21 protein-coding genes are annotated in these 19,932 nt (G+C 69.6%); 7 read left to right on the forward strand and 14 right to left on the reverse strand.

What is annotated here, in order from left to right; all coding sequences use genetic code 11:
• From E2F49_RS07880 to E2F49_RS07895, 4 genes are all read right to left on the reverse strand, one after another.
• Complete coding sequence (locus E2F49_RS07880; RefSeq protein WP_133393289.1) at window positions 1-2,172, reverse strand: RelA/SpoT family protein; 2,172 nt, start codon at window positions 2,170-2,172, stop codon at window positions 1-3.
• Window positions 2,173-2,325: 153 nt separating this feature from the next.
• The gene (gene rpoZ, locus E2F49_RS07885) at window positions 2,326-2,625 is read right to left on the reverse strand and encodes a DNA-directed RNA polymerase subunit omega (RefSeq protein WP_055249584.1); all 300 of its coding nucleotides are present in this window, start codon (window positions 2,623-2,625) and stop codon (window positions 2,326-2,328) included.
• 105 nt (window positions 2,626-2,730) lie between these two features.
• The gene (gene gmk / locus E2F49_RS07890; protein WP_133393290.1) at window positions 2,731-3,375 is read right to left on the reverse strand and encodes a guanylate kinase; all 645 of its coding nucleotides are present in this window, start codon (window positions 3,373-3,375) and stop codon (window positions 2,731-2,733) included.
• Window positions 3,376-3,490: 115 nt separating this feature from the next.
• A complete protein-coding gene (locus E2F49_RS07895; protein WP_133393291.1) occupies window positions 3,491-4,351 on the reverse strand; it encodes a YicC/YloC family endoribonuclease in 861 nt (286 codons plus the stop codon).
• A 141-nt stretch (window positions 4,352-4,492) separates the two neighbouring features.
• Here E2F49_RS07895 and rph point away from each other — a divergent pair, with 141 nt between their 5' ends.
• The 6 genes from rph to E2F49_RS07925 all read left to right on the forward strand — a co-directional run bounded on the left by rph (window position 4,493) and on the right by E2F49_RS07925 (window position 10,243).
• On the forward strand, window positions 4,493-5,221 hold the full coding sequence (gene rph / locus E2F49_RS07900) for a ribonuclease PH (protein WP_055249590.1): 729 nt from the start codon (window positions 4,493-4,495) through the stop codon (window positions 5,219-5,221).
• Window positions 5,222-5,223: 2 nt separating this feature from the next.
• On the forward strand, window positions 5,224-5,625 hold the full coding sequence (locus E2F49_RS07905) for a VOC family protein (protein ID WP_133393505.1): 402 nt from the start codon (window positions 5,224-5,226) through the stop codon (window positions 5,623-5,625).
• Complete coding sequence (gene rdgB, locus E2F49_RS07910) at window positions 5,622-6,227, forward strand: RdgB/HAM1 family non-canonical purine NTP pyrophosphatase (protein WP_133393292.1); 606 nt, start codon at window positions 5,622-5,624, stop codon at window positions 6,225-6,227. The genes E2F49_RS07905 and rdgB overlap by 4 nt, the downstream gene beginning before the upstream one ends.
• Window positions 6,228-6,254: 27 nt before the next feature.
• Window positions 6,255-7,433 (forward strand): radical SAM family heme chaperone HemW, encoded by a 1,179-nt coding sequence (gene hemW, locus E2F49_RS07915; protein ID WP_133393293.1) that lies wholly within the window; start codon window positions 6,255-6,257, stop codon window positions 7,431-7,433.
• Window positions 7,434-7,691: 258 nt separating this feature from the next.
• Window positions 7,692-9,902, forward strand: a complete 2,211-nt coding sequence (locus E2F49_RS07920) for a DUF1631 family protein (protein ID WP_165971147.1) — start codon at window positions 7,692-7,694, stop codon at window positions 9,900-9,902.
• Entirely contained in the window at window positions 9,902-10,243 is a 342-nt protein-coding gene (locus E2F49_RS07925) for a PilZ domain-containing protein (RefSeq protein ID WP_243713510.1), read from the forward strand. Before E2F49_RS07920 ends, E2F49_RS07925 begins: the two co-directional genes overlap by 1 nt.
• Before the next feature lie 48 nt (window positions 10,244-10,291).
• Here the strand turns inward: E2F49_RS07925 and E2F49_RS07930 are convergent, their stop codons facing one another.
• From E2F49_RS07930 to E2F49_RS07955, 6 genes are all read right to left on the reverse strand, one after another.
• Window positions 10,292-12,217: a potassium transporter Kup gene (locus E2F49_RS07930; RefSeq protein ID WP_133393296.1), complete on the reverse strand. Its 1,926-nt coding sequence runs from the start codon at window positions 12,215-12,217 to the stop codon at window positions 10,292-10,294.
• Between the two features lie 34 nt (window positions 12,218-12,251).
• Complete coding sequence (gene ruvA, locus E2F49_RS07935; protein ID WP_055249919.1) at window positions 12,252-12,842, reverse strand: Holliday junction branch migration protein RuvA; 591 nt, start codon at window positions 12,840-12,842, stop codon at window positions 12,252-12,254.
• 106 nt (window positions 12,843-12,948) lie between these two features.
• Window positions 12,949-13,473 carry a crossover junction endodeoxyribonuclease RuvC gene (ruvC, locus tag E2F49_RS07940; RefSeq protein ID WP_133393297.1) on the reverse strand — a complete coding sequence of 175 codons (525 nt, stop codon included), beginning with the start codon at window positions 13,471-13,473 and terminating at the stop codon, window positions 12,949-12,951.
• Window positions 13,474-13,537: 64 nt separating this feature from the next.
• A complete protein-coding gene (locus E2F49_RS07945; RefSeq protein WP_133393298.1) occupies window positions 13,538-14,266 on the reverse strand; it encodes a YebC/PmpR family DNA-binding transcriptional regulator in 729 nt (242 codons plus the stop codon).
• Window positions 14,267-14,302: 36 nt separating this feature from the next.
• Window positions 14,303-14,899, reverse strand: coding sequence for an esterase/lipase family protein (locus tag E2F49_RS07950; protein ID WP_425481359.1), 597 nt, complete (start codon window positions 14,897-14,899; stop codon window positions 14,303-14,305).
• Window positions 14,900-14,940: 41 nt separating this feature from the next.
• A complete protein-coding gene (locus E2F49_RS07955) occupies window positions 14,941-15,741 on the reverse strand; it encodes a helix-turn-helix domain-containing protein (RefSeq protein WP_133393299.1) in 801 nt (266 codons plus the stop codon).
• Window positions 15,742-15,857: 116 nt separating this feature from the next.
• On the opposite strand from E2F49_RS07955, the gene E2F49_RS07960 reads away from it, so the two are divergent.
• Entirely contained in the window at window positions 15,858-16,286 is a 429-nt protein-coding gene (locus E2F49_RS07960) for an organic hydroperoxide resistance protein (protein ID WP_133393300.1), read from the forward strand.
• A 37-nt stretch (window positions 16,287-16,323) separates the two neighbouring features.
• Here the strand turns inward: E2F49_RS07960 and E2F49_RS07965 are convergent, their stop codons facing one another.
• The 4 genes from E2F49_RS07965 to E2F49_RS07980 all read right to left on the reverse strand — a co-directional run bounded on the left by E2F49_RS07965 (window position 16,324) and on the right by E2F49_RS07980 (window position 19,920).
• On the reverse strand, window positions 16,324-16,845 hold the full coding sequence (locus E2F49_RS07965) for a GNAT family N-acetyltransferase (protein WP_133393301.1): 522 nt from the start codon (window positions 16,843-16,845) through the stop codon (window positions 16,324-16,326).
• A 4-nt stretch (window positions 16,846-16,849) separates the two neighbouring features.
• Entirely contained in the window at window positions 16,850-18,625 is a 1,776-nt protein-coding gene (aspS, locus tag E2F49_RS07970; protein WP_133393302.1) for an aspartate--tRNA ligase, read from the reverse strand.
• A 134-nt stretch (window positions 18,626-18,759) separates the two neighbouring features.
• Window positions 18,760-19,080 carry an FmdB family zinc ribbon protein gene (locus E2F49_RS07975; RefSeq protein ID WP_055249607.1) on the reverse strand — a complete coding sequence of 107 codons (321 nt, stop codon included), beginning with the start codon at window positions 19,078-19,080 and terminating at the stop codon, window positions 18,760-18,762.
• A 144-nt stretch (window positions 19,081-19,224) separates the two neighbouring features.
• Window positions 19,225-19,920 (reverse strand): hypothetical protein, encoded by a 696-nt coding sequence (locus E2F49_RS07980; protein WP_133393303.1) that lies wholly within the window; start codon window positions 19,918-19,920, stop codon window positions 19,225-19,227.
• Window positions 19,921-19,932 lie beyond the last annotated feature (12 nt).

Genomic DNA, 19,932 nt, shown 5'->3' on the forward strand with positions numbered 1-19,932 from the left:
TTACATCCGCTGCACGCCGTGGACGACCGGCAGGCGGCGTGTCCGGCGGATCACTTCGGCCAGGTGCTTGCGGCCCTTGACCTCGATCGAGAAGCGGATCGCCGCCACCGTGCTGTCGCGCTCGAGGTAATCGACGCCGTCGATGTTGGAATGCACGCGCGCGATCGCCGCGGCCACCTGCGCCAGCACGCCGGGGTGGTTCTCCACCTCGATGCGCAGCGCGACGTTGAAGTCGCCGACTACCTCGCGGTCCCAGTCGATCGCGACCCAGCGCTCGGGCGACTTGCGGTACTCGGCGACGTTCGGGCATTCGATCCGGTGCACGACGATGCCGCGGCCGGTCGTGTGATAGCCCATGATCTCGTCGCCGGGAATCGGCATGCAGCAGTTGGCGAAGCTGATGATGCCGCGCTCGTCGCCCCGGATGCGGATCGTTTCGCCGGCCTTGGCGACCAGCTCGGTCGGTACGTCGCCTTCGTTCTGCGCCAGTGCGAGCGCGACCTGCGCAGGCATCCAGTTGCCGAGCGCGATGTCGGCCATGAGTTCTTCGAGGCGCGGGTATTTCGCCTCGACCAGATACGCATCCAGCCGTTCCTGCGGCAGACGGTCCAGCGAGGTGCCCAGCAGTTCCAGCGCGCGGTCGAGCATGCGGTGGCCGAGCTGCACGGCGTCCTCGTGCTGCAGATGCTTGAGCTGGGCGCGGATCGCAGTGCGCGCCTTGCCGGTGACCACGAACTCCAGCCACTGCGGGCGCGGCATCGAGGATTTCGCGGTGACGATCTCCACGCGCTGGCCGCTCAGCAGCATCGTGCGCAGCGGCACCAGCTTGCCGTCGACACGCGCGGCCACGGCCTGGTTGCCGATGTCGGTGTGCACCGAATACGCGAAATCGAGCGCTGTCGAATTGCGTGGCAGCGACATGATGTCGCCCTTGGGCGTGAACAGGTAGACCTCGTCCGGGAACAGGTCGACCTTGACGTTTTCCAGGAACTCCAGCGACGAACCGGTCGTGCGCTGCGACTCCAGCAGGCCGGCAATCCACGAGTGCGCGCGCGACTGCGCGCTGTTGGGACCATCGCCGCCGTGCTTGTATGCCCAGTGCGCGGCGATGCCGCGTTCGGCGATCAGGTCCATCTCCTCGGTGCGGATCTGCACTTCGATCGGCGCGCCATAGGGACCGAACAGCACCGTGTGCAGCGACTGGTAGCCGTTGGCTTTCGGGATCGCGATGAAATCGCGGAAGCGCCCGTCGAGCGGCTTGAACACCGAGTGCGCGATGCCGAGCGCGTGGTAACAGTCCGCCGCGTTGCCGACGATGATCCGGTAGCCGAACACGTCCATGACCTGGGTGAAGGTTTTCCCCTCGCCCTGCATCTTGTTGTAGATGCTCCACGGCGACTTGATGCGCCCGACCAGCCGGTACTGCAGGCCGGCCGCGGTCAGCCGCTGCGCGAGCTGCGCCTCGATGCTGGCCAGCGCCTCGCGCCGCACTAGCGGCTGGTTGCGGATGCGCTTTTCCAGAATCATGTGGCGCATCGGGTACAACGCATGGAAGCCGAGATCCTGCAGCTCGGCCTTGATCTTGTTCATGCCCAGGCGCTGGGCGATCGGCGCATAGACCTCGAGCGTCTCGCGGGCGATGCGTTCGCGCGACGGGCCCGGCTGCGCGCCGAGGGTGCGCATGTTGTGCAGGCGGTCGGCGAGTTTGATCAGGATCACGCGCAGGTCGCGCGCCATCGCCAGCATCATCTTGCGGAAGCTCTCGGCATCCGCTTCCTGGCGACTGCCGAAGTTGAGCTTGTCGAGCTTGGTCACGCCCTCCACGAGTTCGGCGACGGTCTCGCCGAAGGCCGAGGCCAGCGCCTCGCGCGTCAACGGCGTGTCTTCGATGGTGTCGTGCAGGATCGCCGCGACCAGCGTCTCGATGTCGACCTTCTGTTCGGCGAGCACCACCGCCACCGCAACCGGATGGGTGATGTAGGGCTCGCCGGACTTGCGCATCTGGCCCGAATGCGCGGCCGCGCCGACCGACCACGCACGCCGCAACTGCACGCGCTGTTCTTCGGGCAGATACAGCGTCGCCCGCTCCAGCACGCGCATGTACTCGGGCACCGCGTCGTCGGCGAGGACGTCGGGCAGGTCGAGAACGGTGGCGGGTGCGGCGGGCGTCATCCGCGAAGCCTACGGGCAAGGTCCGGCTTTGGGAACCATGTGACAGGGGCGCGACACCGCGTCTTCGGCGCACTTCGGCGCAAACGCGACGACCCCGCCGGGGCGGGGTCGTCGGGGCACTCCATCCGCGTGCGGTGCACGCGGCGGGGACGATCAGTCGTCGCCCTTGGCCATGTCTTCGTCGGCGACGACTTCGGCAGCCGCCCATTCCAGCGCCTCGCGCTCCTTGCGCTCACGCTCGGACTTGTCGACGGCTTCGATGTAGGGCTGGTCGATGCGGCGCGCGGCGATCTCGCGCAGGGCGAGCACGGTCGGCTTGTCGTCGTTCTCGCTGTTGTCGAGCTGGGCTTCGACGCCGTTGGCGAGCTGACGGGCGCGACGCGCGGCCATCATGACCAGCTCGAAGCGGTTGTCGACGACTTCCAGGCAATCTTCCACGGTGATGCGGGCCATGCGGGCTCCCGGCGACCGCTGTGGCCGCGCGATTGAATAAAAAGGGTCGCGTATGCTAGCGCCCGCCCCGTCGGGGCGCAAGCGCTGCCCATACGAATCAGACAGTTACGCGGGATTCGACGCCGCGACGGAGGCCTCTTCCCGCAGCAGGCGGCCGATCAGCGCCGCGTGGCGCTCGGCCTGACGCTCCCGGCGCAGGCGGCTGGCGCGGAAGATCGCGCACATCTCGGCCACGGCGGTGTCGAAATCCTCGTTGACCACGACATAGTCGAACTCGTCGAAGTGCGACATCTCTTCCTGCGCGGCGGCCAGACGCTGGGCCATCACCGCCTCGCTGTCCTGGCCGCGCTTGCGCATGCGCTCGTCCAGCGCGGTGCGCGACGGCGGCAGGATGAAGACGCTGACCGCTTCGGGCACCTTCTCGCGGACCTGGCGCGCGCCCTGCCAGTCGATCTCCAGCAGCACGTCCTTGCCCGCGGCGAGCTGCGGTTCCACCGACTGCCGCGCGGTGCCCTTCCAGTCGCCATGGACCAGCGCGTACTCGAAGAAGTCGCCGGCATCGATCATCTGCTGGAATACGTCCTTGCCGACGAAGTGGTAGTGCTCGGCATGGCGCTCGCCCGGGCGCGCGAGGCGCGAGGTGAACGAGATCGACAGGGCGATGTCCGGATCTTTCGCCAGGCAGGCGTTGACGATGCTGGACTTTCCGGCGCCCGACGGCGCCGCGACGATGAACAACGTGCCGCGCATCGGCGTTTCCGCGGAATGGTGGGATTCGGGGGCCACGCCCGTCTCCGGCGCTCGAGGGCCGCGCATCGTACCGCTTTACGCCGCCTGGCGCGCTGGCCCGGCGGCGGCGCGGCGGTCACTCGATGTTCTGGACCTGCTCGCGGATCTGGTCGATCAGCACCTTCAGCTCGATCGCCACCTGCGACGTACGGCGGTCGACCGACTTCGAACCCAGTGTGTTGGCTTCGCGGTTGAACTCCTGCAGCAGGAAGTCCAGACGGCGACCGACCGGCTCGCGCTGGGCGAGCACGCGGCGGATCTCGTCGATGTGGCTGTCGAGGCGGTCCAGTTCCTCGTCCACGTCGAGCTTCTGCAGCCACAGCACCAGTTCCTGCTCCATGCGACCCGGCTCGACCGGATGCGGCAGGTCGGCCAGGCGTGCCTGCAGCTTGGCGCGCTGGCCGTCGCGGATCGCCGGCATCAGGCTGCGGACTTCGGCAGCGAGCGCGGCGACGCCGTCGACGCGTTCGAGGATCGCGGCGACCAGCTTGGCGCCTTCGCGCTCGCGCGCGGCGACGAATTCGGCCAGCACCGTGTCGAGCAGCGTCAGGACCTCGGCCTGCAGCGCGGCCGGATCGACGCCGCGCGACTGCAGCACGCCCGGAAACTGCAACAGCTCGGTCAGGCTGGCGCGCAGTTCGGGAAATCCGCCGCGCAGTTCGCCGGCCAGACCCTGCAGCTGCGTCAGCAACGCGCGGTTGAGCTGCAGCTCGCCGCCGCCTTCGACGCTGCGCAGGCGCAGGCCCAGATCGACCTTGCCGCGCGAGACCTTCGCCGAGATGCGCTCGCGCAAGGCCGGCTCGACGCTGCGCAGCTCCTCGGGCATCCGCGTGCCCAGTTCGAGGAAACGGTGATTCACCGCACGCAGTTCGCAGGCCAGCGTGCCCCATTCGGTGCTGCGCTCGCCGGCGGCGAAGGCGGTCATGCTGCGGATCATCGGGGCGTGCCTGCGGAAAACGGCGGACGAGTATGCATCAGGGCCGGGATTGGGGATTCGGGATTCGGGGAGGCAGGCCCGCCTTGTCCGGAGTGGATCGCCACCGCTGCTAGACTTTCCCGCCGTCTTCTGGCCGTCTCCATGTCCGACTTCTCCCGTCCCAGCGGCCGCGCGCCCGACCAGCTGCGCGCCGTGCGCTTCGAACGCGGTTTCACCCGCCACGCGGAGGGCTCGGTGCTGGTGAGCTTCGGCGACACCCGCGTGTTGTGCACGGCCAGCGTGGAGAACCGCGTGCCCGGCTTCCTGCGCGGCAAGGGCGAAGGCTGGGTGACGGCCGAGTACGGCATGCTCCCGCGCGCCACCAATACCCGCAACGACCGCGAGGCCACGCGCGGCAAGCAGGGCGGACGGACGCTGGAAATCCAGCGCCTGATCGGCCGCAGCCTGCGCGCCTGCGTGGATCGCAAGGCGCTGGGCGAGCGCACGATCACGCTGGACTGCGACGTGCTGCAGGCCGACGGCGGCACCCGCACCGCGGCGATCACCGGCGCCTATGTCGCACTGGTCGATGCGATCTCGGCGCTGCGCGGTCGCGGCGAGATCGGCCGCGACCCGGTGCACGGCGCGATCGCGGCGATCTCGGTCGGCGTCTACCGCGGCGTGCCGGTGCTCGATCTCGACTACGCGGAAGACAGCGACTGCGATACCGACATGAATGTCGTGATGAACGACGGCGGCGGTTTCATCGAAGTCCAGGGCACCGCCGAAGGCCACGCCTTCCGCCGCGCCGAGATGGACGCGATGCTGCAGCTGGCCGAAGCCGGCGTCGCCGAACTGGTCGCGATGCAGCGCGCGGCACTTGCGGGATGACGATGCCGGGCGCGAAGCGTCGCATCGCGCTGACGACGCTGCTGGTCGCCAACTACGACGCGGCTATCGCCTGGTACACGCGTGCGCTGGGCTTCCAGGTGTTCGAGGACCGACCGCTCGGTGACGGCAAGCGCTGGGTGCAGATCGGCCCGGGCACTGCCGACGAGGCCTCGCTGCTGCTCGCGCAGCGGGCGAACGACGCGCAGCGTGCGCGCATCGGCGACCAGACCGGCGGCCGCGTCGACCATTTCCTCTACACCGACGACTTCGCCCGCGATCATGCGGCGATGACGGCGGCGGGCGTCGAATTCCTCGAAGCGCCACGCCACGAGCCCTACGGCAGCGTCGCGGTGTTCGTCGATCTCTACGGCAACAAGTGGGACCTGCTGGAGCCGCGCGCATGAGCACCCTGGTCCTCGCCAGCGGCAACGCCGGCAAGCTGGTCGAACTGCGGGCGATGCTCGACGGGCTCGGCGTTTCGATCGTGCCGCAGCGCGACCTCGGCGTGGACGACGTGCCCGAGACCGGCACCACCTTCGTCGAGAACGCGCTGATCAAGGCGCGGCACGCCGCGAAGGTCACCGGCCTGCCGGCACTGGCCGACGATTCGGGCCTGATCGTCGACGCGCTCGACGGCGCGCCCGGTCTCTACAGCGCGCGCTATGCCGGCAGCCCGACCGACGATACCGCCAACAATGCCAAGCTGCTGCAGGCGCTCGGCGGTCTGCCCGAAGCGCGGCGCAGCGCGCGCTTCTACGCGGTGATCGTGCTGCTGCGGCACGCCGACGATCCGCAGCCGTTGATCGCCGAGGGCAGTTGGGAGGGCCGCATTCTCGACGCGCCGCGCGGCCACAACGGCTTCGGCTACAACCCGGTCTTCCTCGACCCGGTGCATGGCCTGACGGCCGCGGAAATGGAACCGGCGCAGAAGAACCGCATCAGCCACCGCGCACAGGCCCTGCAGGTGCTGCGGACACGCCTCGCGAAAACCTTGCGCACTGACTGAAGCGGCCCGCATCCCCGCCGCCGCGCAATGCCTGCCAGACACGCTCCGATGCTGATTCCGCCCCCGCTCTCGCTGTACGTGCACCTGCCCTGGTGCGTGCGCAAATGCCCGTATTGCGATTTCAATTCGCACGAGTTCAAGGGTGGCACGCCGCCGTTCGACGCCTACGTCGACGCGCTGCTCGCCGATCTCGACCAGGACCTGCCGCTGGTCTGGGGCCGCACCGTGCACAGCGTGTTCTTCGGTGGCGGCACGCCCAGCCTGTTTCCCGCCGATGCGATTGAACGCATCCTGCAGGGGGCCTCGTCGCGGCTGCGCTTCGCGCCCGGCGCCGAGGTCACACTGGAGACCAACCCTGGCACCGCCGAGCACGGGCGTTTCGAGGACTACCGCCGCGCGGGCGTGAACCGCATCAGCTTCGGCATCCAGACCTTCGACGATGCGACGCTCCGGACGCTGGGCCGCATCCACGACGGGGCGCAGGCGCTCTCGGCGATCGCGCTGGCCCGGGACGCCGGCTTCGACAATTTCAATCTCGACCTGATGTACGCGCTGCCCGGGCAGACCCTGGCGATGGCCGAGGACGATGTGGCTCGCGCGATCGCGCTCGCGCCGGCGCACATCTCGCACTACCAGCTCACGCTCGAACCCAACACCGTCTTCGCCGCGCGCCCGCCGACCGGCATTCCCGACGACGATCTCGCCTGGGACATGCAGGAGCGTTGCCAGGCGATGCTGGCCGAGGCCGGTTACGCGCAATACGAAGTGTCGGCCTACGCCAGGCCCGGTCGGCGCTGCGCGCACAACCTCAACTACTGGCGTTTCGGCGACTATCTCGGCATCGGCGCGGGCGCGCACGGCAAGCTCACGCTGGGCAGCGAGCAGACCCTTCTGCGGCGCTGGAAATCCAAGCACCCGGTCGCGTGGCTCGCCGGCGCCGGCACGCCTGCATCGATCGGTGGCGACGAGCGCATCGAGCCGGCCCGCCGACCGTTCGAGTTCATGCTCAATGCGCTGCGCCTGGTCGACGGGTTCGCGCTGGACGACTTCGTCGCCACGACCGGACTGCCGGTGTCGGCGATCGACGGCCCGCTTGACATCGCGGTTGACAGGGGCTGGTTGCAGCGCAATGGCGCGCGGATCGTGCCGACCGAGCTGGGCCGGCGTTTCACCAACGACGTGGTCGCGCTGTTTCTCGAGGACTGAGCGGTCGGTCGGCTCGGACGCGCAGCGCCGTGTCGCATTGCAGCAGGCCGGTGGCCGATCGGGGACGGCGTTCGCGTTCTGACCGGCCTGACACCCCGCATCGCGCGGCCTTGCCACTGCATGCGTCGACCGCTAGTGACGGCGGCGCGCGCATGCTAAAGAATGTGACCAATGCCCAGCCCGGCAACCGGAATGCCTGCGACCGCACACCCTGCCCTTCCGCCCCGCTCGATCGCCGCGGCCGGTCTGCCGCCCCGCGTGCGACGCACGCTGGAGCGTGCGCTCTCGTTCGTTTCGACCGAGCTCGACGGTGGCCTGTCCAATCTGGTGTCCGAGTTCGAACAGGAGCTGTTCCGGCTTGCGGACCAGGCCCGCAATCCCGGGCTCGAATCGGGCTATATGGCCACGCTGCGGACCTTCCGCGCCAACCGCGCCGATCTGGTGCCGCGCTTTCTGCTCGCGCTGGAAGGCACGCTCGCCGCCCTGCGCACGCCGGCCGCACCACCGCCACCGGTGCCGGCCGACAGCACCTCGTTCGGACCGCTGAGCCTGGTCGAGGACACGGTGATGGACGAAGGCACCGTGCTGCGCGAGATCGCCAGTCGCCAGGAAGGTCGCGCCAACCTGTCGCTGCATCTGCTGGGGCAGCGCTTCGGCGTGCTCGCCGCCGCGCCCGCCTTCGATGCCGAGCGCCTGCCGCTGGGCCCGCAGTGCCTGTGCCGCGCGATCGCCGCCGCCGCGCACGTGCTCGAGATCGAACACGACGCCCGCCTGCTGCTCTACCGCTGCTTCGATCGCGTGGTGATGCCGGGGTATGCCCGCGTGCTCGAGCGACTCGATGCGCAGCTGGCCGACGACGGCATCCTGCCGTCGCTGACCTTCGTGCCGATGCGCGCGCGCGCCGAGGCCGTCGAGCCGCGTGACCCCGCGCGCCCGCAGCGGGCACCCGAGGCGCCCGCACCGACGCGTCCGGCCGCCGACGAGGCACAGCGTCCGTTCACCGGCTGGGGGGAACCCGACACCGCGGCCGACGACGAGGATCTGGATCCGCAGGCGCACGAGGCGGCCTACGCACGCCTGCAGCAGCTGATGTCGGGCCGGCGCGAACTGCTGCGCAAGTTCCAGCCGCGCGGCGACTCGCCGCTGCCGCGCCGCCAGCTCGCGACCAGTGAAGTCTCCGATGCGCTGCGTCAGCTGCAGCAGCAGCCGACCGGCGCCGGGCGCAATGCGCGGAGCCTGGTCGACATCAAGCGCTCGCTGCTCGCGCAGGCCCGCCAGCGCGACGGCGAAGGCGCGAGCCTGGCCCCGCAGGACGAAGACGCGTTCGAACTGCTCGGCATGCTCTACGGCCACATCGAACAGGAGATCCGCACCGAGGCGCCGGCCGCGCCGCTGGTGCGCGACCTGCAGATTCCGGTGCTGCGCGCAGCGCTGCAGGACCATTCCTTCTTCACCCGCCAGCGCCACCCGGCGCGGCAACTGCTCAACACCGTCGCCGAGAGCGCGGCCAGCTGGCACGACGACACCGCGTTCGACCCGCGCGTGGAGACCGCGCTGCGCGCTGCGGTGGCTTACGTCGTCGCCAATTACGAAGGCGATGTCGCGGTCTTCGCCGAGGGCAACGCCAAGGTGCAGGCCCAGCTGCAGGCGCAGGCACGCACCGCCGAACTGCAGGAGCGCCGGCACATCGAGGCCGCGCGCGGCCGCGAGAAGCTGGCCGCCGCACGCGCGCGCGCCGACGAACTGATGCAGGGCATCGTCGGCGACCGGCGTCTGCCGCGGTTCTCGCGCGCGTTGCTCGACCAGTCCTGGGCCGATGTGCTGACCCTCACCCTCCTGCGTCACGGCGAGTATTCGGAGGAGGCCAATCGCCAGCTCGACACGACCCGCCGCATCGTCGATGCCTCGCTGGCGGTGATGCCGCGCGACGACGACAGCCTGCAGGCCGAAGTCGAATCCGCGCTGGGCCACGTCGGCTACCACGGCGAGGAAGCGACGGTGATCGCGCAGCGCCTGACCAGCCACCGCAGCGACGAGGACGATGCCGCCTCGCGCACCGAACTGGCGATGAAGCTCAAGGCCCGCGCGCGGCTGGGCGAGGAGGCCGGGACCGCCCGACGCGAGAAGCTGCCGCCACGCACGCCGGACGAGCAGGCCCAGTACGACCATCTGCGCACGTTGCCCTTCGGCACCTGGATCGAGTTCACCACCAACCAGCAGGGCGACATGGTGCGCCGGCGCATGTCCTGGTACAGCCCGATGACCGATCACGTGCTGTTCGTGAACCAGCGTGGCCAGCGCACCGGCGAACAGTCGATGGATGCGGTGTCGCGCCTGATGGCCTCGGGCAACGCCCGTGTGGTGACCGCCGACCGCGGCCACCTCGTCGACCGCGCCTGGCAGGCGGCGATGGGCGCCCTGCGCAGCTTTGCCGGCCGCGGCGAACAGCGTTCCGAGGTGACGGCATGATGCAGGAGTTCCGCCGCGCCCGCCGGCGCAAGGCGCCCGAGGTGATCCTCGTGACCGACGCGATGACCGCACGCGTGGTCGGCCGCGTCGGCAACCTGTCGGAGACCGGCATGTTGCTGATCGCCAGCGAGCCCTTCGTCGAGGACGGCCTGTACCAGCTGTCCTTCACTCTTCCCGACGCGCCGGACACCCCGGTCGAGATCGGCGCGCATCTGCTGTGGCTCGACGATGCCACGCTGGCGGGTGCGAGCTGGGCGGGCTTCCGCTTCATCGCGACGACGCCGTCGCTCGCGCACCGCTTGCAGAACTGGGTCAACGCTCCGGGCAGTCATTACGCCTGAGGCGGCGTGCGGCATCGGTCCGTGACGCCCGCGGCCCGCGGGCGCCCGTCAGATCTGGACCTGCGATCCCAACTCCACCAGTCGGTTTCCCGGAATCCGGAAGAACCCGGTCGCGGGCGCCGCGTTGCGATGCATCAGCGCGAACAGCTTGTCGCGCCAGACCGGCATGCCGCGGCGCGGGCTGGCGACGACGGTCTCGCGACTGGTGAAGTAGGTCGTGTCCATCGGGTCGACGCAGATGCCGCCTTCGATGTCGCCCGCGCGCATCAGCGCCATCGGCACGTCCGGCGTTTCCATGAAGCCGAAGCGCAGGGTGAAACGATAGAAATCGTCGCCGATCGATTCGATCTTCAGGCGCCGGTCGTTGGCCGCATAGGGCAGCGTCAGCGTCTCGACGGTCAGGAACACGTTGCGCGCGTGCAGCACCTTGTTGTGCTTGAGGTTGTGCATCAGCGCATGCGGCACGATGCCGCGGTCGCTGGTGAGGAAGATCGCGGTGCCGGGCACGCGCGCCGGCGGGGCGAGCATCAGGCCGGGAATGAAGGTGTCCAGGCGGATGCCGTCCTTGCGGATCTCGTCGTGCAGCAGCTGCCGCCCGCGACGCCAGGTGCGCAGCAGGGTGAACAGCGTGATGCCGAGCACCAGCGGGAACCAGGCGCCCTGCAGCACCTTGGCGCCGTTGGCGATCACGAACGCGAGGTCGAGCAGGATGAAGCCCGCGCACGAGGGCAGCACCCACTTGCGCCAGCGCGGCCACAGCGCGCGGGCGACGACGATCAACAGCAGCGTATCGATGAACATCGTCAGCGACACCGAGATGCCGTAGGCCGCGGCCAGCGCCGAAGACGTCTGGAACGTCAGCACCAGCGCGATCACCACGACCGCCATCGCCCAGTTGATGCCGGGGATGTAGATCTGGCCGATCGTGTCGCTGGAGGTGTGGCGCACGTGCATGCGCGGGATGTAGCCCAGCTGCATCGCCTGGCGGGCGATCGAGAAGCCGCCGGTGATCACCGCCTGCGAGGCGATGACAGTCGCGCAGGTGGCGAGCACGATCATCGGCCAGCGCGCCCACTCGGGCACGCCGATGTAGAACGGGTTGCGGATCGCGGCCGGATCCTCGAGCACCAGCGCGCCCTGCCCCAGATAGTTGAGCATCAGCGCCGGCAGCACGAAGAAATACCAGGCGTAGCGGATCGGCTTGGCGCCGAAGTGCCCCATGTCGGTGTAGATCGCCTCGCCGCCGGTCACCGCCAGCACCACGGCGCCGAAGATGAAGATGCCGCCCCAGCTGTGCTCGACGAAGAAGTTCGCCGCCCACCACGGGTTGATCGCGTGCAGCACTTCCGGCTCGTGCAGAATGTTGAGCACGCCCAGCACCGCGAGCGCGCTGAACCACAGGATCATGATCGGGCCGAACACGCGGCCGACCTTGGCGGTGCCGAAGCGCTGCGTCGCGAACAGCAGCGCCAGCACGACGACGGTGATCGGGATGATCCACGCGTGCAGTCCGGGCGCGACGACCTCCAGGCCCTCGACCGCCGACAGCACCGAGATTGCCGGCGTGATCACGCCATCGCTGAAGAACAACGACGCGCCGAACACGCCGAGGATGCCGACCAGGTAGGCCGACTTGCCACCCTTGGCGAGGCAGCGCTGGGCCAGCGCCATCAGCGCCATGATCCCGCCCTCGCCGTCGTTGTCGGCGCGCAGGATGATCGTGACGTACTTGAACGTCACCACGATCATCAGCGACCAGAAGATCATCGACAGCACGCCGAGCACGGTGTCGTGGTTGGCGATCAGGCCGTAGTGCTCGGAGAACGCTTCGCGAAGCGTGTACAGCGGGCTGGTGCCGATGTCGCCGAAGACGACGCCGATCGCGCCGGCGACGAGGCCTGCGAGCCCCACCTGGCCGTGCGATGTGCCATGGGAACGCGGGCCCGTGCCGGGCGTGCTGCTGGGGTGTGACATGGAGGTGTCGACCTGGCCGACGGAGTTGAGGGGGTCAGCGAAGCGCGGACTGTAGCGCTTTCCGGATGATGGTTTCGGGCGGGTCGCCTTCACCCGCCGCGGCCTTGGCCATCTTCTGCGCCTCGGCCGGCTTGTAGCCCAGCTGCTGCAGGGCCACGACGGCCTCCGACAGCGGGTCGGCGGGCACCGGCGCGCTACCGATGGCGCCACCGGCGCCGGCGAGGTCGGCCGCGCGGTCGCGCAGTTCCACCACGATGCGCTCGGCGGTCTTCTTGCCGATGCCGGGAATCTTGGTCAGCGCGGTGACGTCGCCGGTCTGCACCAGGCGTGCGAAGGCATCCACGCTGACGCCCGACAGCACCGCCAGCGCGATCTTCGCGCCGATGCCGGTGACTTTCTGCACGTCGCGGAACAGCCGCCGCTCGGACTCGTGGAGGAAGCCGTACAGCGAGACGCTGTCCTCCTTCTGCGCGTAGTGCGTGAACAGCGCGACCTCGCGGCCCACCTCGGGCAGGTCGTAGAAGGTGCTCATCGGCGCTTCGAGCTCGTAACCGACGCCGCCCACGTCGATCACCAGCCACGGCGGCGCCTTGTGCGCCAGCGTGCCGCGCAGTCTTCCGATCATCGGGACCCTCCTGGGGAAACGGTTGAAGCGGTGCCGGCACGCACGCAAGCAGCGCGCCAACCGCGCGCCATTGCGCGAACGGATGCCAGCCTGCGACAGCCCGCGCTCATCCCTTGCGACTCCAGGCCTGGCGCACGTCGACGCCGAGGCGCCTGGCGCTGGCGCGCACATGGGCGTGGGTGATCGCCACCGCCAGTGCATCGGCCGCGTCGGCCTGCAGCTTGCCGCTCAGGCCCAGCATCAGGCCGACCATGTGCTGGACCTGGGTCTTCTCCGCGCTGCCGCGGCCGACCACGGCCAGCTTGATCTCGCTGGCCGCGTATTCGTTGACCGGCAGATCGCGCAGCACCACCGCGCCGATCGCGGCGCCACGGGCCTGGCCGAGCTTGAGCGCGGAATCGGGATTGCGCGCCATGAACACCTTCTCGATCGCGACCTCGTCGGGACGGTGCTCGACGATCAGCGCGGTCAGCCCGTCGAGCAGGCGCCGCAACCGCGACGGGAAATCGCCCGCGGTCAGCAGCACCAGCGGCGCGTGGAAGACGTGCGTCACCCGGCCGGCGGCGTCGACGTCGATGATGCCGACTCCGGTGCGTTGCGAGCCGGGATCGATGCCGAGGATGCGGGTCACTTGACGGCCGGGATTCGGAATCGGGGGTTCGGGAACGCCGGTGCACGGCGGTTCCCGGCCGCCATCAGGCGTCGCCGAGCGACGCCTGGTCGACGTTGGAGTACACCGCCTGCACGTCGTCGAGGTCTTCGAGCAGATCGAGCAGCTTGCGCACCTGCGGCGCGGTGTCGGCATCGACGGCGATGTCGTTGTCGGCGCGGAAGGTGAGTTCGGCATGCGCCGGCTGCACGCCGGCGGCGACCATCGCATCACGCACGGTCTCGAACGCCTCGGGCGAGGTCAGCACGTCGATCGCGCCGTCCTCGGGGTAGACCACCACGTCGTCGGCGCCGGCTTCGATCGCCGCCTCGGTCACCGCATCCTCGTCGGCGCCTTCGAAACTCAGCACGCCCAGACGCTTGAACATGAAGGCGACCGAGCCTTCGGTGCCCATGTTGCCGCCGCACTTGCCGAACGCGTGGCGGACTTCGGCCACGGTGCGCACGCGGTTGTCGGTCAGCGTGTCGACGATCACGGCGACACCGCCGGGCGCGTAGCCCTCGTAGCGGATCTCCTCGTATTCGACGCCTTCCAGCTCACCGGTGGCCTTCTTGATCGCGCGCTCAACCACGTCCTTGGACATGTTCTGCGCCATGCCCTTGTCGATCGCCGCACGCAGGCGCGGGTTGTTCGCCGGATCGCCGCCACCGGCGCGCGCCGCGACGCCGATCTCGCGGATGATCTTGGTGAAGATCTTGCCGCGCTTGGCGTCGGTCGCGTTCTTGCGGGCCTCGATCGAAGGTCCTCGTCCCATGGGTCGTGTCGTCTGTCGGCGTTGGAGCCGGCGATTTTACTCCGCCCGCTCCGGGCGCGCGTGTTCGAAGCGGCCACAGCGCAGGAATCCTGCGGTCTGGCGCATCGCATCGGTCGAGAGCAGCAGCCCGCTGTGGCTGGCCTGCACGACGATGTGGTCGGCCAGCGCGGGCGAGCGGGTCTCGTCCACCGACACCGTGCCGTCGTGCGGCCCGTCGAAGCGCGCCAGCAGCGCACCCAGGCCGCGCGGCACGCAGCCGGCGACCATGCCGACCTCGAAGCGGGCCGGCCATTCGACGCAGCCGCTGTGCAGGATGTCGGCACTGCGGCCGAAATACAGATGCGACATCGGCACCCGCGACAGCGCGTGCGCCGCGCCGCTGCCGCAGACCGGCGAGCCCAGGCAGACGATGCGGCGCACCGGCAGCCCGGGCAACGCGCCCGCCGCCTGCAGCGCCGACAGGCCGCCGAGGCTGTGGCCGACGACGTGGGCCGGCCCCCGTGCGAGCGCATCGGCCAGACGTTCGGCCGCCGCGTCCGGACCGCCGGCGATGCTCGGATAGCCGATGATCTCCGGTTCGAACCCGGCCTCGGCCAGGCCACGCGCGAAGCGTCGCATCGTCAGGCCGACCATCCAGATGCCGTGCAGCAGCAGCACCCGTGTCGGCGCCGTGCTCACGCAGCCGCCCCGTGCGCGACGCGCGCCTGTCGCCAGGCACGCGGGGACACCCCGCTGTGCGCCTTGAAGGCACGCGACAGCGCGGCCTCGCTGCCGTAGCCGACCTCGTCGGCGATCAGCTTCAGCGGCCGGCCGCGGCGCAGCGCGCGTTGCGCCAGGCCGATGCGCCAGCCCTGCAGATACTGTCCCGGCGTCTGTCCGACCGACGCGCGGAACGCATCGGCGAACGCGCTGCGCGACATGCCGGCCGCGTCGGCCAGCGTGTCCAGCGACCAGGGGTGCGCCGGCGCGTCGTGCATCGCCACCAGCGCGCGCCGCAGGCGCGGATGCGCCATGCCGGCCAGCAGGCCGCCGCGCAGCGCACCGGCCTCCATCTGCTGGCGCAGCACCTGGACCAGCAGCGCTTCGACGAGTTTCTCGATCAGCGCGGTGCGACCGCAGCGACCATCGAAGGCTTCCTCGAACAGCAGCGCCAGCAGCCCGTCCGAACCGGGCAGCGCGTCGGGCGACATCCACACCGTTGCCGGCAGCGCCACGGCCAGCGGATTGTCGGCGTCCCCCTCGAAGTGCAGGCGCACACGCATCCACGCCGCTTCGGGCGCGGGCAGGACGGGCGCGCTCGCATCCGCGCGTGCCTGCAACAGCAGGCCCGGCCCCTGCCACGCGCCGGTGCCGGGCACCACCAGTCCGCCCTCGCGCAGCAACCACAGGGCCGGTCCCGAGGCGCCGTCGCCGGGCGGATCGACGCGGGCGGCGATCGGGAAGCGGTCGAGCAAAGCGGCGAGGCGATCGACCATTTCAGGACTCCGGGACAAGTTTCATGGACGTTGTATCACCAGTCGTCGCCGATTGGCGTGCACGATGCGTCCATCGCCGCACGGCATGTCGCCGGCGGCTCCACTGGAGATGTCCGATGTCCATCGAAACCGTGCTCTACACCGCCACCGCCAGCGCCACTGGCGGCCGCGAGGGCCGCGCCACCTCGTCCGACAACGTGCTCGACGTGACCCTGTCGACCCCGCGCGAACTCGGCGGTGCCGGCGGTCCGGGTACGAACCCCGAACAGCTGTTCGCGGCCGGCTATTCGGCCTGCTTCCTGGGCGCGCTGAAGTTCGTCGCCGGCCAGCACAAGGTCGCACTGCCGGCCGACACCACCGTCACCGGCAAGGTCGGCATCGGCAAGATTCCGACCGGCTTCCGCATCCAGGCCGACCTCACCATCTCGGCGCCGGGCGTGGACCGCGCGCAGCTGCAGACCCTCGTCGACGCCGCGCACATCGTGTGCCCGTACTCGAACGCGACCCGCGGCAACATCGACGTGACGCTGTCGATCGCCGGGTGAGACGTACAGGGGGCGGGACGCGCGTCGCGCGTTCCGCTCAGCCCTGCGCCGGGCGGCGCAGGATGAATTCCAGGTCCTGGACCGTACCGACCGGGAAGATGTATTCGCCGACCTTGTCGAAGCCGAAGCGCGCGTAGAACCTCTGCGCGCCGACATTCTCCGACCATGCGCCGACCCACAGCGTGCGCGGCCCGTCGCGCAGCAGCCAGTCCATCGCGGCATCCATCATCCGCGTGCCGTTGCCGCCGGCCTGGTGGCCCTGCACGAGATACAGGCGCTTGAGCTCGCCATCGCCTTTTGCGACGTCGGCGTGCGGCAGACCGCAAGGGCCGGCCGCCGCATGGCCGACGGCCTCGCCATCGACTTCGAGCAGCCAGACCGCGTAGTCCGGGTGCGCGAGGATCGTGCGCTGCTTCTCCACCGCGTAGGCATCGGCAATGAAATCCGCCAGATCCTGCGGCGGATACAGATGGCCGAAGGTTTCGGTGAACGTGCGCGCGGCCAGCGTCGACAGCGTCTGTGCGTCGTCGACGGTGGCGCGGCGGAGCGTCGCGGTCATGCGATCAGCTCGCGGCCTTCTCGGCCCGCGGACGCACCTGGATGTGCACTTCGGCCAGTTGCGCATCGGCGATCGGCGACGGCGCATCGGTCATCAGGCATTGCGCGCCGGTGGTCTTGGGGAACGCGATCACGTCGCGGATCGACTCGGTGCCGGCCATCAGCGCGGCGATGCGGTCGATGCCGAACGCGATGCCGCCGTGCGGCGGCGCGCCGTACTTGAGCGCGTCGAGCAGGAAGCCGAACTTCGCCTGCGCTTCCTCGGCGCCGATGCCCAGCAGCTCGAACACCGCCGACTGCATCGACGCGCGGTGGATGCGGATCGAACCGCCACCGATCTCGTTGCCGTTGAGCACCATGTCGTAACCGCGCGACACGGCCGTCCCGGCATTCGCGCGCAGGTCGGCCTCGTCGTCGACCGACGGTGCGGTGAAGGGGTGATGCAGGGCGACATAGCGCTGCGCCTCGTCGTCCCATTCGAACATCGGGAAATCGGTGACCCACAGCGGCGCCCAGCCGTCGGCGACCAGAGCGAAGTCCTTGCCCGCCTTCAGGCGCACCGCGCCCATGAAGTCGCTGACGGTCGAATACTTGCCGGCGCCAAAGAACACGAGATCGCCGTTGCCGGCACCGACGTGCGCGACCAGCGCGGCGAACGCGGCCTCGTCGAAGAACTTCTGGATCGGCGACGACACCTCGCCGGTCTCGGAAATCTTGATGTAGGCCAGACCCTTGGCGCCGTACTTGCCGGCATGCGCGGCATACTCGTCGATCTGCTTGCGGCTCAGATTCGCGCCGCCCGGAATGCGCAGCGCGCACACGCGTCCGCCGGCATCGGCAGCCGGACCGGTGAACACCGCAAAGCCGCTGTCCTTGACCAGATCGGCGACGTCGACCAGCTCCAGCGCGATGCGCAGGTCCGGCTTGTCGGAGCCGTAGCGGCGCATCGCCTCGGCATAGGTCATGCGCGGGAATTCGGCGGCGAGTTCAACGTTCGCGACATCGCGGAACACGTCGCGGATCATCGCCTCGACCATGTCCTGCACGTCGCGCTCGGACACCCACGCGAACTCCATGTCGAGCTGGGTGAATTCCAGCTGGCGATCGGCGCGCAGCGCCTCGTCGCGGAAGCAGCGTGCGATCTGGTAGTAGCGGTCGAAGCCCGCCATCATCAGGATCTGCTTGAACAGCTGCGGCGACTGCGGCAGCGCATAGAACTCGCCGGGATGCATGCGCGCCGGCACCAGGAAGTCGCGCGCACCTTCCGGCGTCGCCTTCGTCAGGATCGGCGTCTCGATGTCCTGGAAGCCCTTGGCGTCGAGCCAGTGACGCAGTGCGCTGACCAGCTTCGTGCGCGTGCGCATGCGGCGCTGCATCTCGGGGTGACGCAGGTCGAGATAGCGATACTTCAGGCGCGTCTCTTCGCCCGGGTTCTCGTGGTGGTGGAACGGCAGCGGCTCGGCCTTGTTGAGCACCTGGATCTCGGTCGCGACGATCTCGACCTGGCCGGTGCGGATCTTTGCGTTGACCGAATGGCGCGCACGCACCACGCCGGTGATGCGCAACGCGTCCTCGTAGCCCACCTTCACCGCGGTCGCGATCACGTCCGCGTTGCCTTCGGCGTCCGACGGCTCGGCGACCACCTGCACGATGCCTTCATGATCGCGCAGGTCGATGAAGCACACGCCACCCAGATCGCGGGCGACGTCGGCCCAGCCGCACAGGGTGACGGTCTGGCCGATCAGCGATTCGTCGATCAGGCCGCAAAAATGGGTACGCATGGGAACTCCGGACACGGGGGGCACCGACCTGCTGGGAGCGCGGGCCGGTGGCGCGGTGCATCGCGCGGGTTTTGACAGCCCGCTAGTTTAAGGCGTCACGCGGGGCCGCGCCGGGCACGGCCTGCGGGCAGGCGTCAGTCCGCCGCAGCGGGCTTGGCGGCCGGCTTGGACTCGGTCGCAGCCGGCTTGCTCTCGGTCTTGGCCGGGGCTGCGGCGGTGTCGGTGGCGGACGCGGTGCTGCTGCCTTCGACCAGATTGCGCTTCTTGTCGCCGTCCTTCTTGAAGTCGGTCTCGTACCAGCCGCTGCCGGCGAGGCGGAACGACGGCGCGGTCAGCTGGCGCTTGACCGCCGCGGCGCCACAGGCGGGACAGGTGTCCGGATCAGGGTCGGACATCTTCTGCAGGCGGTCGAAACTGTGGCCGCAGTCGGCGCACTGGAAGGCATAGATCGGCATGGCGGAAGGCTGGCTGGCAGGAAGCGGGAATATCCGGAGACCGGACATGAGGACGCCCCGGGCCGGTTCAAGCCGGCCGGGGGCGCGATTGTGCGGGATTTCGATGTCGCCGGCAGGGCGCCGCCGCAGCAGCGCCCGGCTGGATCAGTAGCCCCAGGGCGTCGGCGGCGCGGCCACGGTCTTCGTCAGGTCGAATTCGACCTGGAACTTGCGGCCGCCCGGACGCGCCAGTTCGTAGACGAAGCGCTTGCCCGGCTCGATCTCCATGGCCCAGGTGTTGGTCACCGAGGCGCTCAGACCTTCCTTCTCGAACAGCGCGATTGACTCGGCATCGACCGGGAATTCCTGGCGCTGCGCGGTGCCGGCGTTCTGCGATTCGCCGCCGTACATGGTGACCGGATCCTCGCTGCCGTCGGGCTTGCGATGGTCGTGCTTCAGGCGCAGGCCGTGCTCGGTGCGGGTCAGGATCCAGGTGCGCGAATGGTCGTCGCCGACATGGAAAGGAATGCGCAGTTCTTCCTTGCGGTTGCTGCAGTCGCGCACGTGCATCACCAGTTCCTTGCCCTCGAAGGGGTCGGGTTCGGCGCCCGGCGCGGGCGCCGGCTCGTTGGTGATGATGCGGCCGGCGAAGGCTTCGCCGCAGTGACGTGCGATCGCGGCGAGGAACTCGTCGGCGGGCACGCGCTGGGTCGCGGCATCGACCGCCGCGGCGGCGGCCGCGGCATCGGCAGTGGGGTTGGCCGCGGCGGGACGGTCCGCTTCGGCAGGCGCGTTGTTGCCGCAGGCGGCGAGGGCAAACGCGGAGGTGATCAGGGCGAGTCGAAGCGGAATGGTGTTCATCGCATCACCCTA

This window comes from Luteimonas terrae (assembly GCF_004358165.1).
In the GTDB taxonomy this organism is placed as follows: domain Bacteria; phylum Pseudomonadota; class Gammaproteobacteria; order Xanthomonadales; family Xanthomonadaceae; genus Luteimonas; species Luteimonas terrae.

What these genes read in the sequence shown, in the direction of transcription:
- E2F49_RS07930 (WP_133393296.1), bottom strand. Translation starts at nt 12,217, where the DNA reads ATGTCACACCCCAGCAGCACGCCCGGCACGGGCCCGCGTTCCCATGGC.
- E2F49_RS07945 (WP_133393298.1), bottom strand. Translation starts at nt 14,266, where the DNA reads ATGGGACGAGGACCTTCGATCGAGGCCCGCAAGAACGCGACCGACGCC.
- hemW (WP_133393293.1), top strand. Translation starts at nt 6,255, where the DNA reads ATGCCTGCCAGACACGCTCCGATGCTGATTCCGCCCCCGCTCTCGCTG.
- rph (WP_055249590.1), top strand. Translation starts at nt 4,493, where the DNA reads ATGTCCGACTTCTCCCGTCCCAGCGGCCGCGCGCCCGACCAGCTGCGC.
- E2F49_RS07960 (WP_133393300.1), top strand. Translation starts at nt 15,858, where the DNA reads ATGTCCATCGAAACCGTGCTCTACACCGCCACCGCCAGCGCCACTGGC.
- E2F49_RS07980 (WP_133393303.1), bottom strand. Translation starts at nt 19,920, where the DNA reads ATGAACACCATTCCGCTTCGACTCGCCCTGATCACCTCCGCGTTTGCC.
- E2F49_RS07925 (WP_243713510.1), top strand. Translation starts at nt 9,902, where the DNA reads ATGCAGGAGTTCCGCCGCGCCCGCCGGCGCAAGGCGCCCGAGGTGATC.
- E2F49_RS07955 (WP_133393299.1), bottom strand. Translation starts at nt 15,741, where the DNA reads ATGGTCGATCGCCTCGCCGCTTTGCTCGACCGCTTCCCGATCGCCGCC.
- E2F49_RS07880 (WP_133393289.1), bottom strand. Translation starts at nt 2,172, where the DNA reads ATGACGCCCGCCGCACCCGCCACCGTTCTCGACCTGCCCGACGTCCTC.
- E2F49_RS07975 (WP_055249607.1), bottom strand. Translation starts at nt 19,080, where the DNA reads ATGCCGATCTATGCCTTCCAGTGCGCCGACTGCGGCCACAGTTTCGAC.
- aspS (WP_133393302.1), bottom strand. Translation starts at nt 18,625, where the DNA reads ATGCGTACCCATTTTTGCGGCCTGATCGACGAATCGCTGATCGGCCAG.
- rpoZ (WP_055249584.1), bottom strand. Translation starts at nt 2,625, where the DNA reads ATGGCCCGCATCACCGTGGAAGATTGCCTGGAAGTCGTCGACAACCGC.
- E2F49_RS07905 (WP_133393505.1), top strand. Translation starts at nt 5,224, where the DNA reads ATGCCGGGCGCGAAGCGTCGCATCGCGCTGACGACGCTGCTGGTCGCC.
- rdgB (WP_133393292.1), top strand. Translation starts at nt 5,622, where the DNA reads ATGAGCACCCTGGTCCTCGCCAGCGGCAACGCCGGCAAGCTGGTCGAA.
- gmk (WP_133393290.1), bottom strand. Translation starts at nt 3,375, where the DNA reads ATGCGCGGCACGTTGTTCATCGTCGCGGCGCCGTCGGGCGCCGGAAAG.
- ruvA (WP_055249919.1), bottom strand. Translation starts at nt 12,842, where the DNA reads ATGATCGGAAGACTGCGCGGCACGCTGGCGCACAAGGCGCCGCCGTGG.
- E2F49_RS07950 (WP_425481359.1), bottom strand. Translation starts at nt 14,899, where the DNA reads ATGGTCGGCCTGACGATGCGACGCTTCGCGCGTGGCCTGGCCGAGGCC.
- E2F49_RS07965 (WP_133393301.1), bottom strand. Translation starts at nt 16,845, where the DNA reads ATGACCGCGACGCTCCGCCGCGCCACCGTCGACGACGCACAGACGCTG.
- E2F49_RS07895 (WP_133393291.1), bottom strand. Translation starts at nt 4,351, where the DNA reads ATGATCCGCAGCATGACCGCCTTCGCCGCCGGCGAGCGCAGCACCGAA.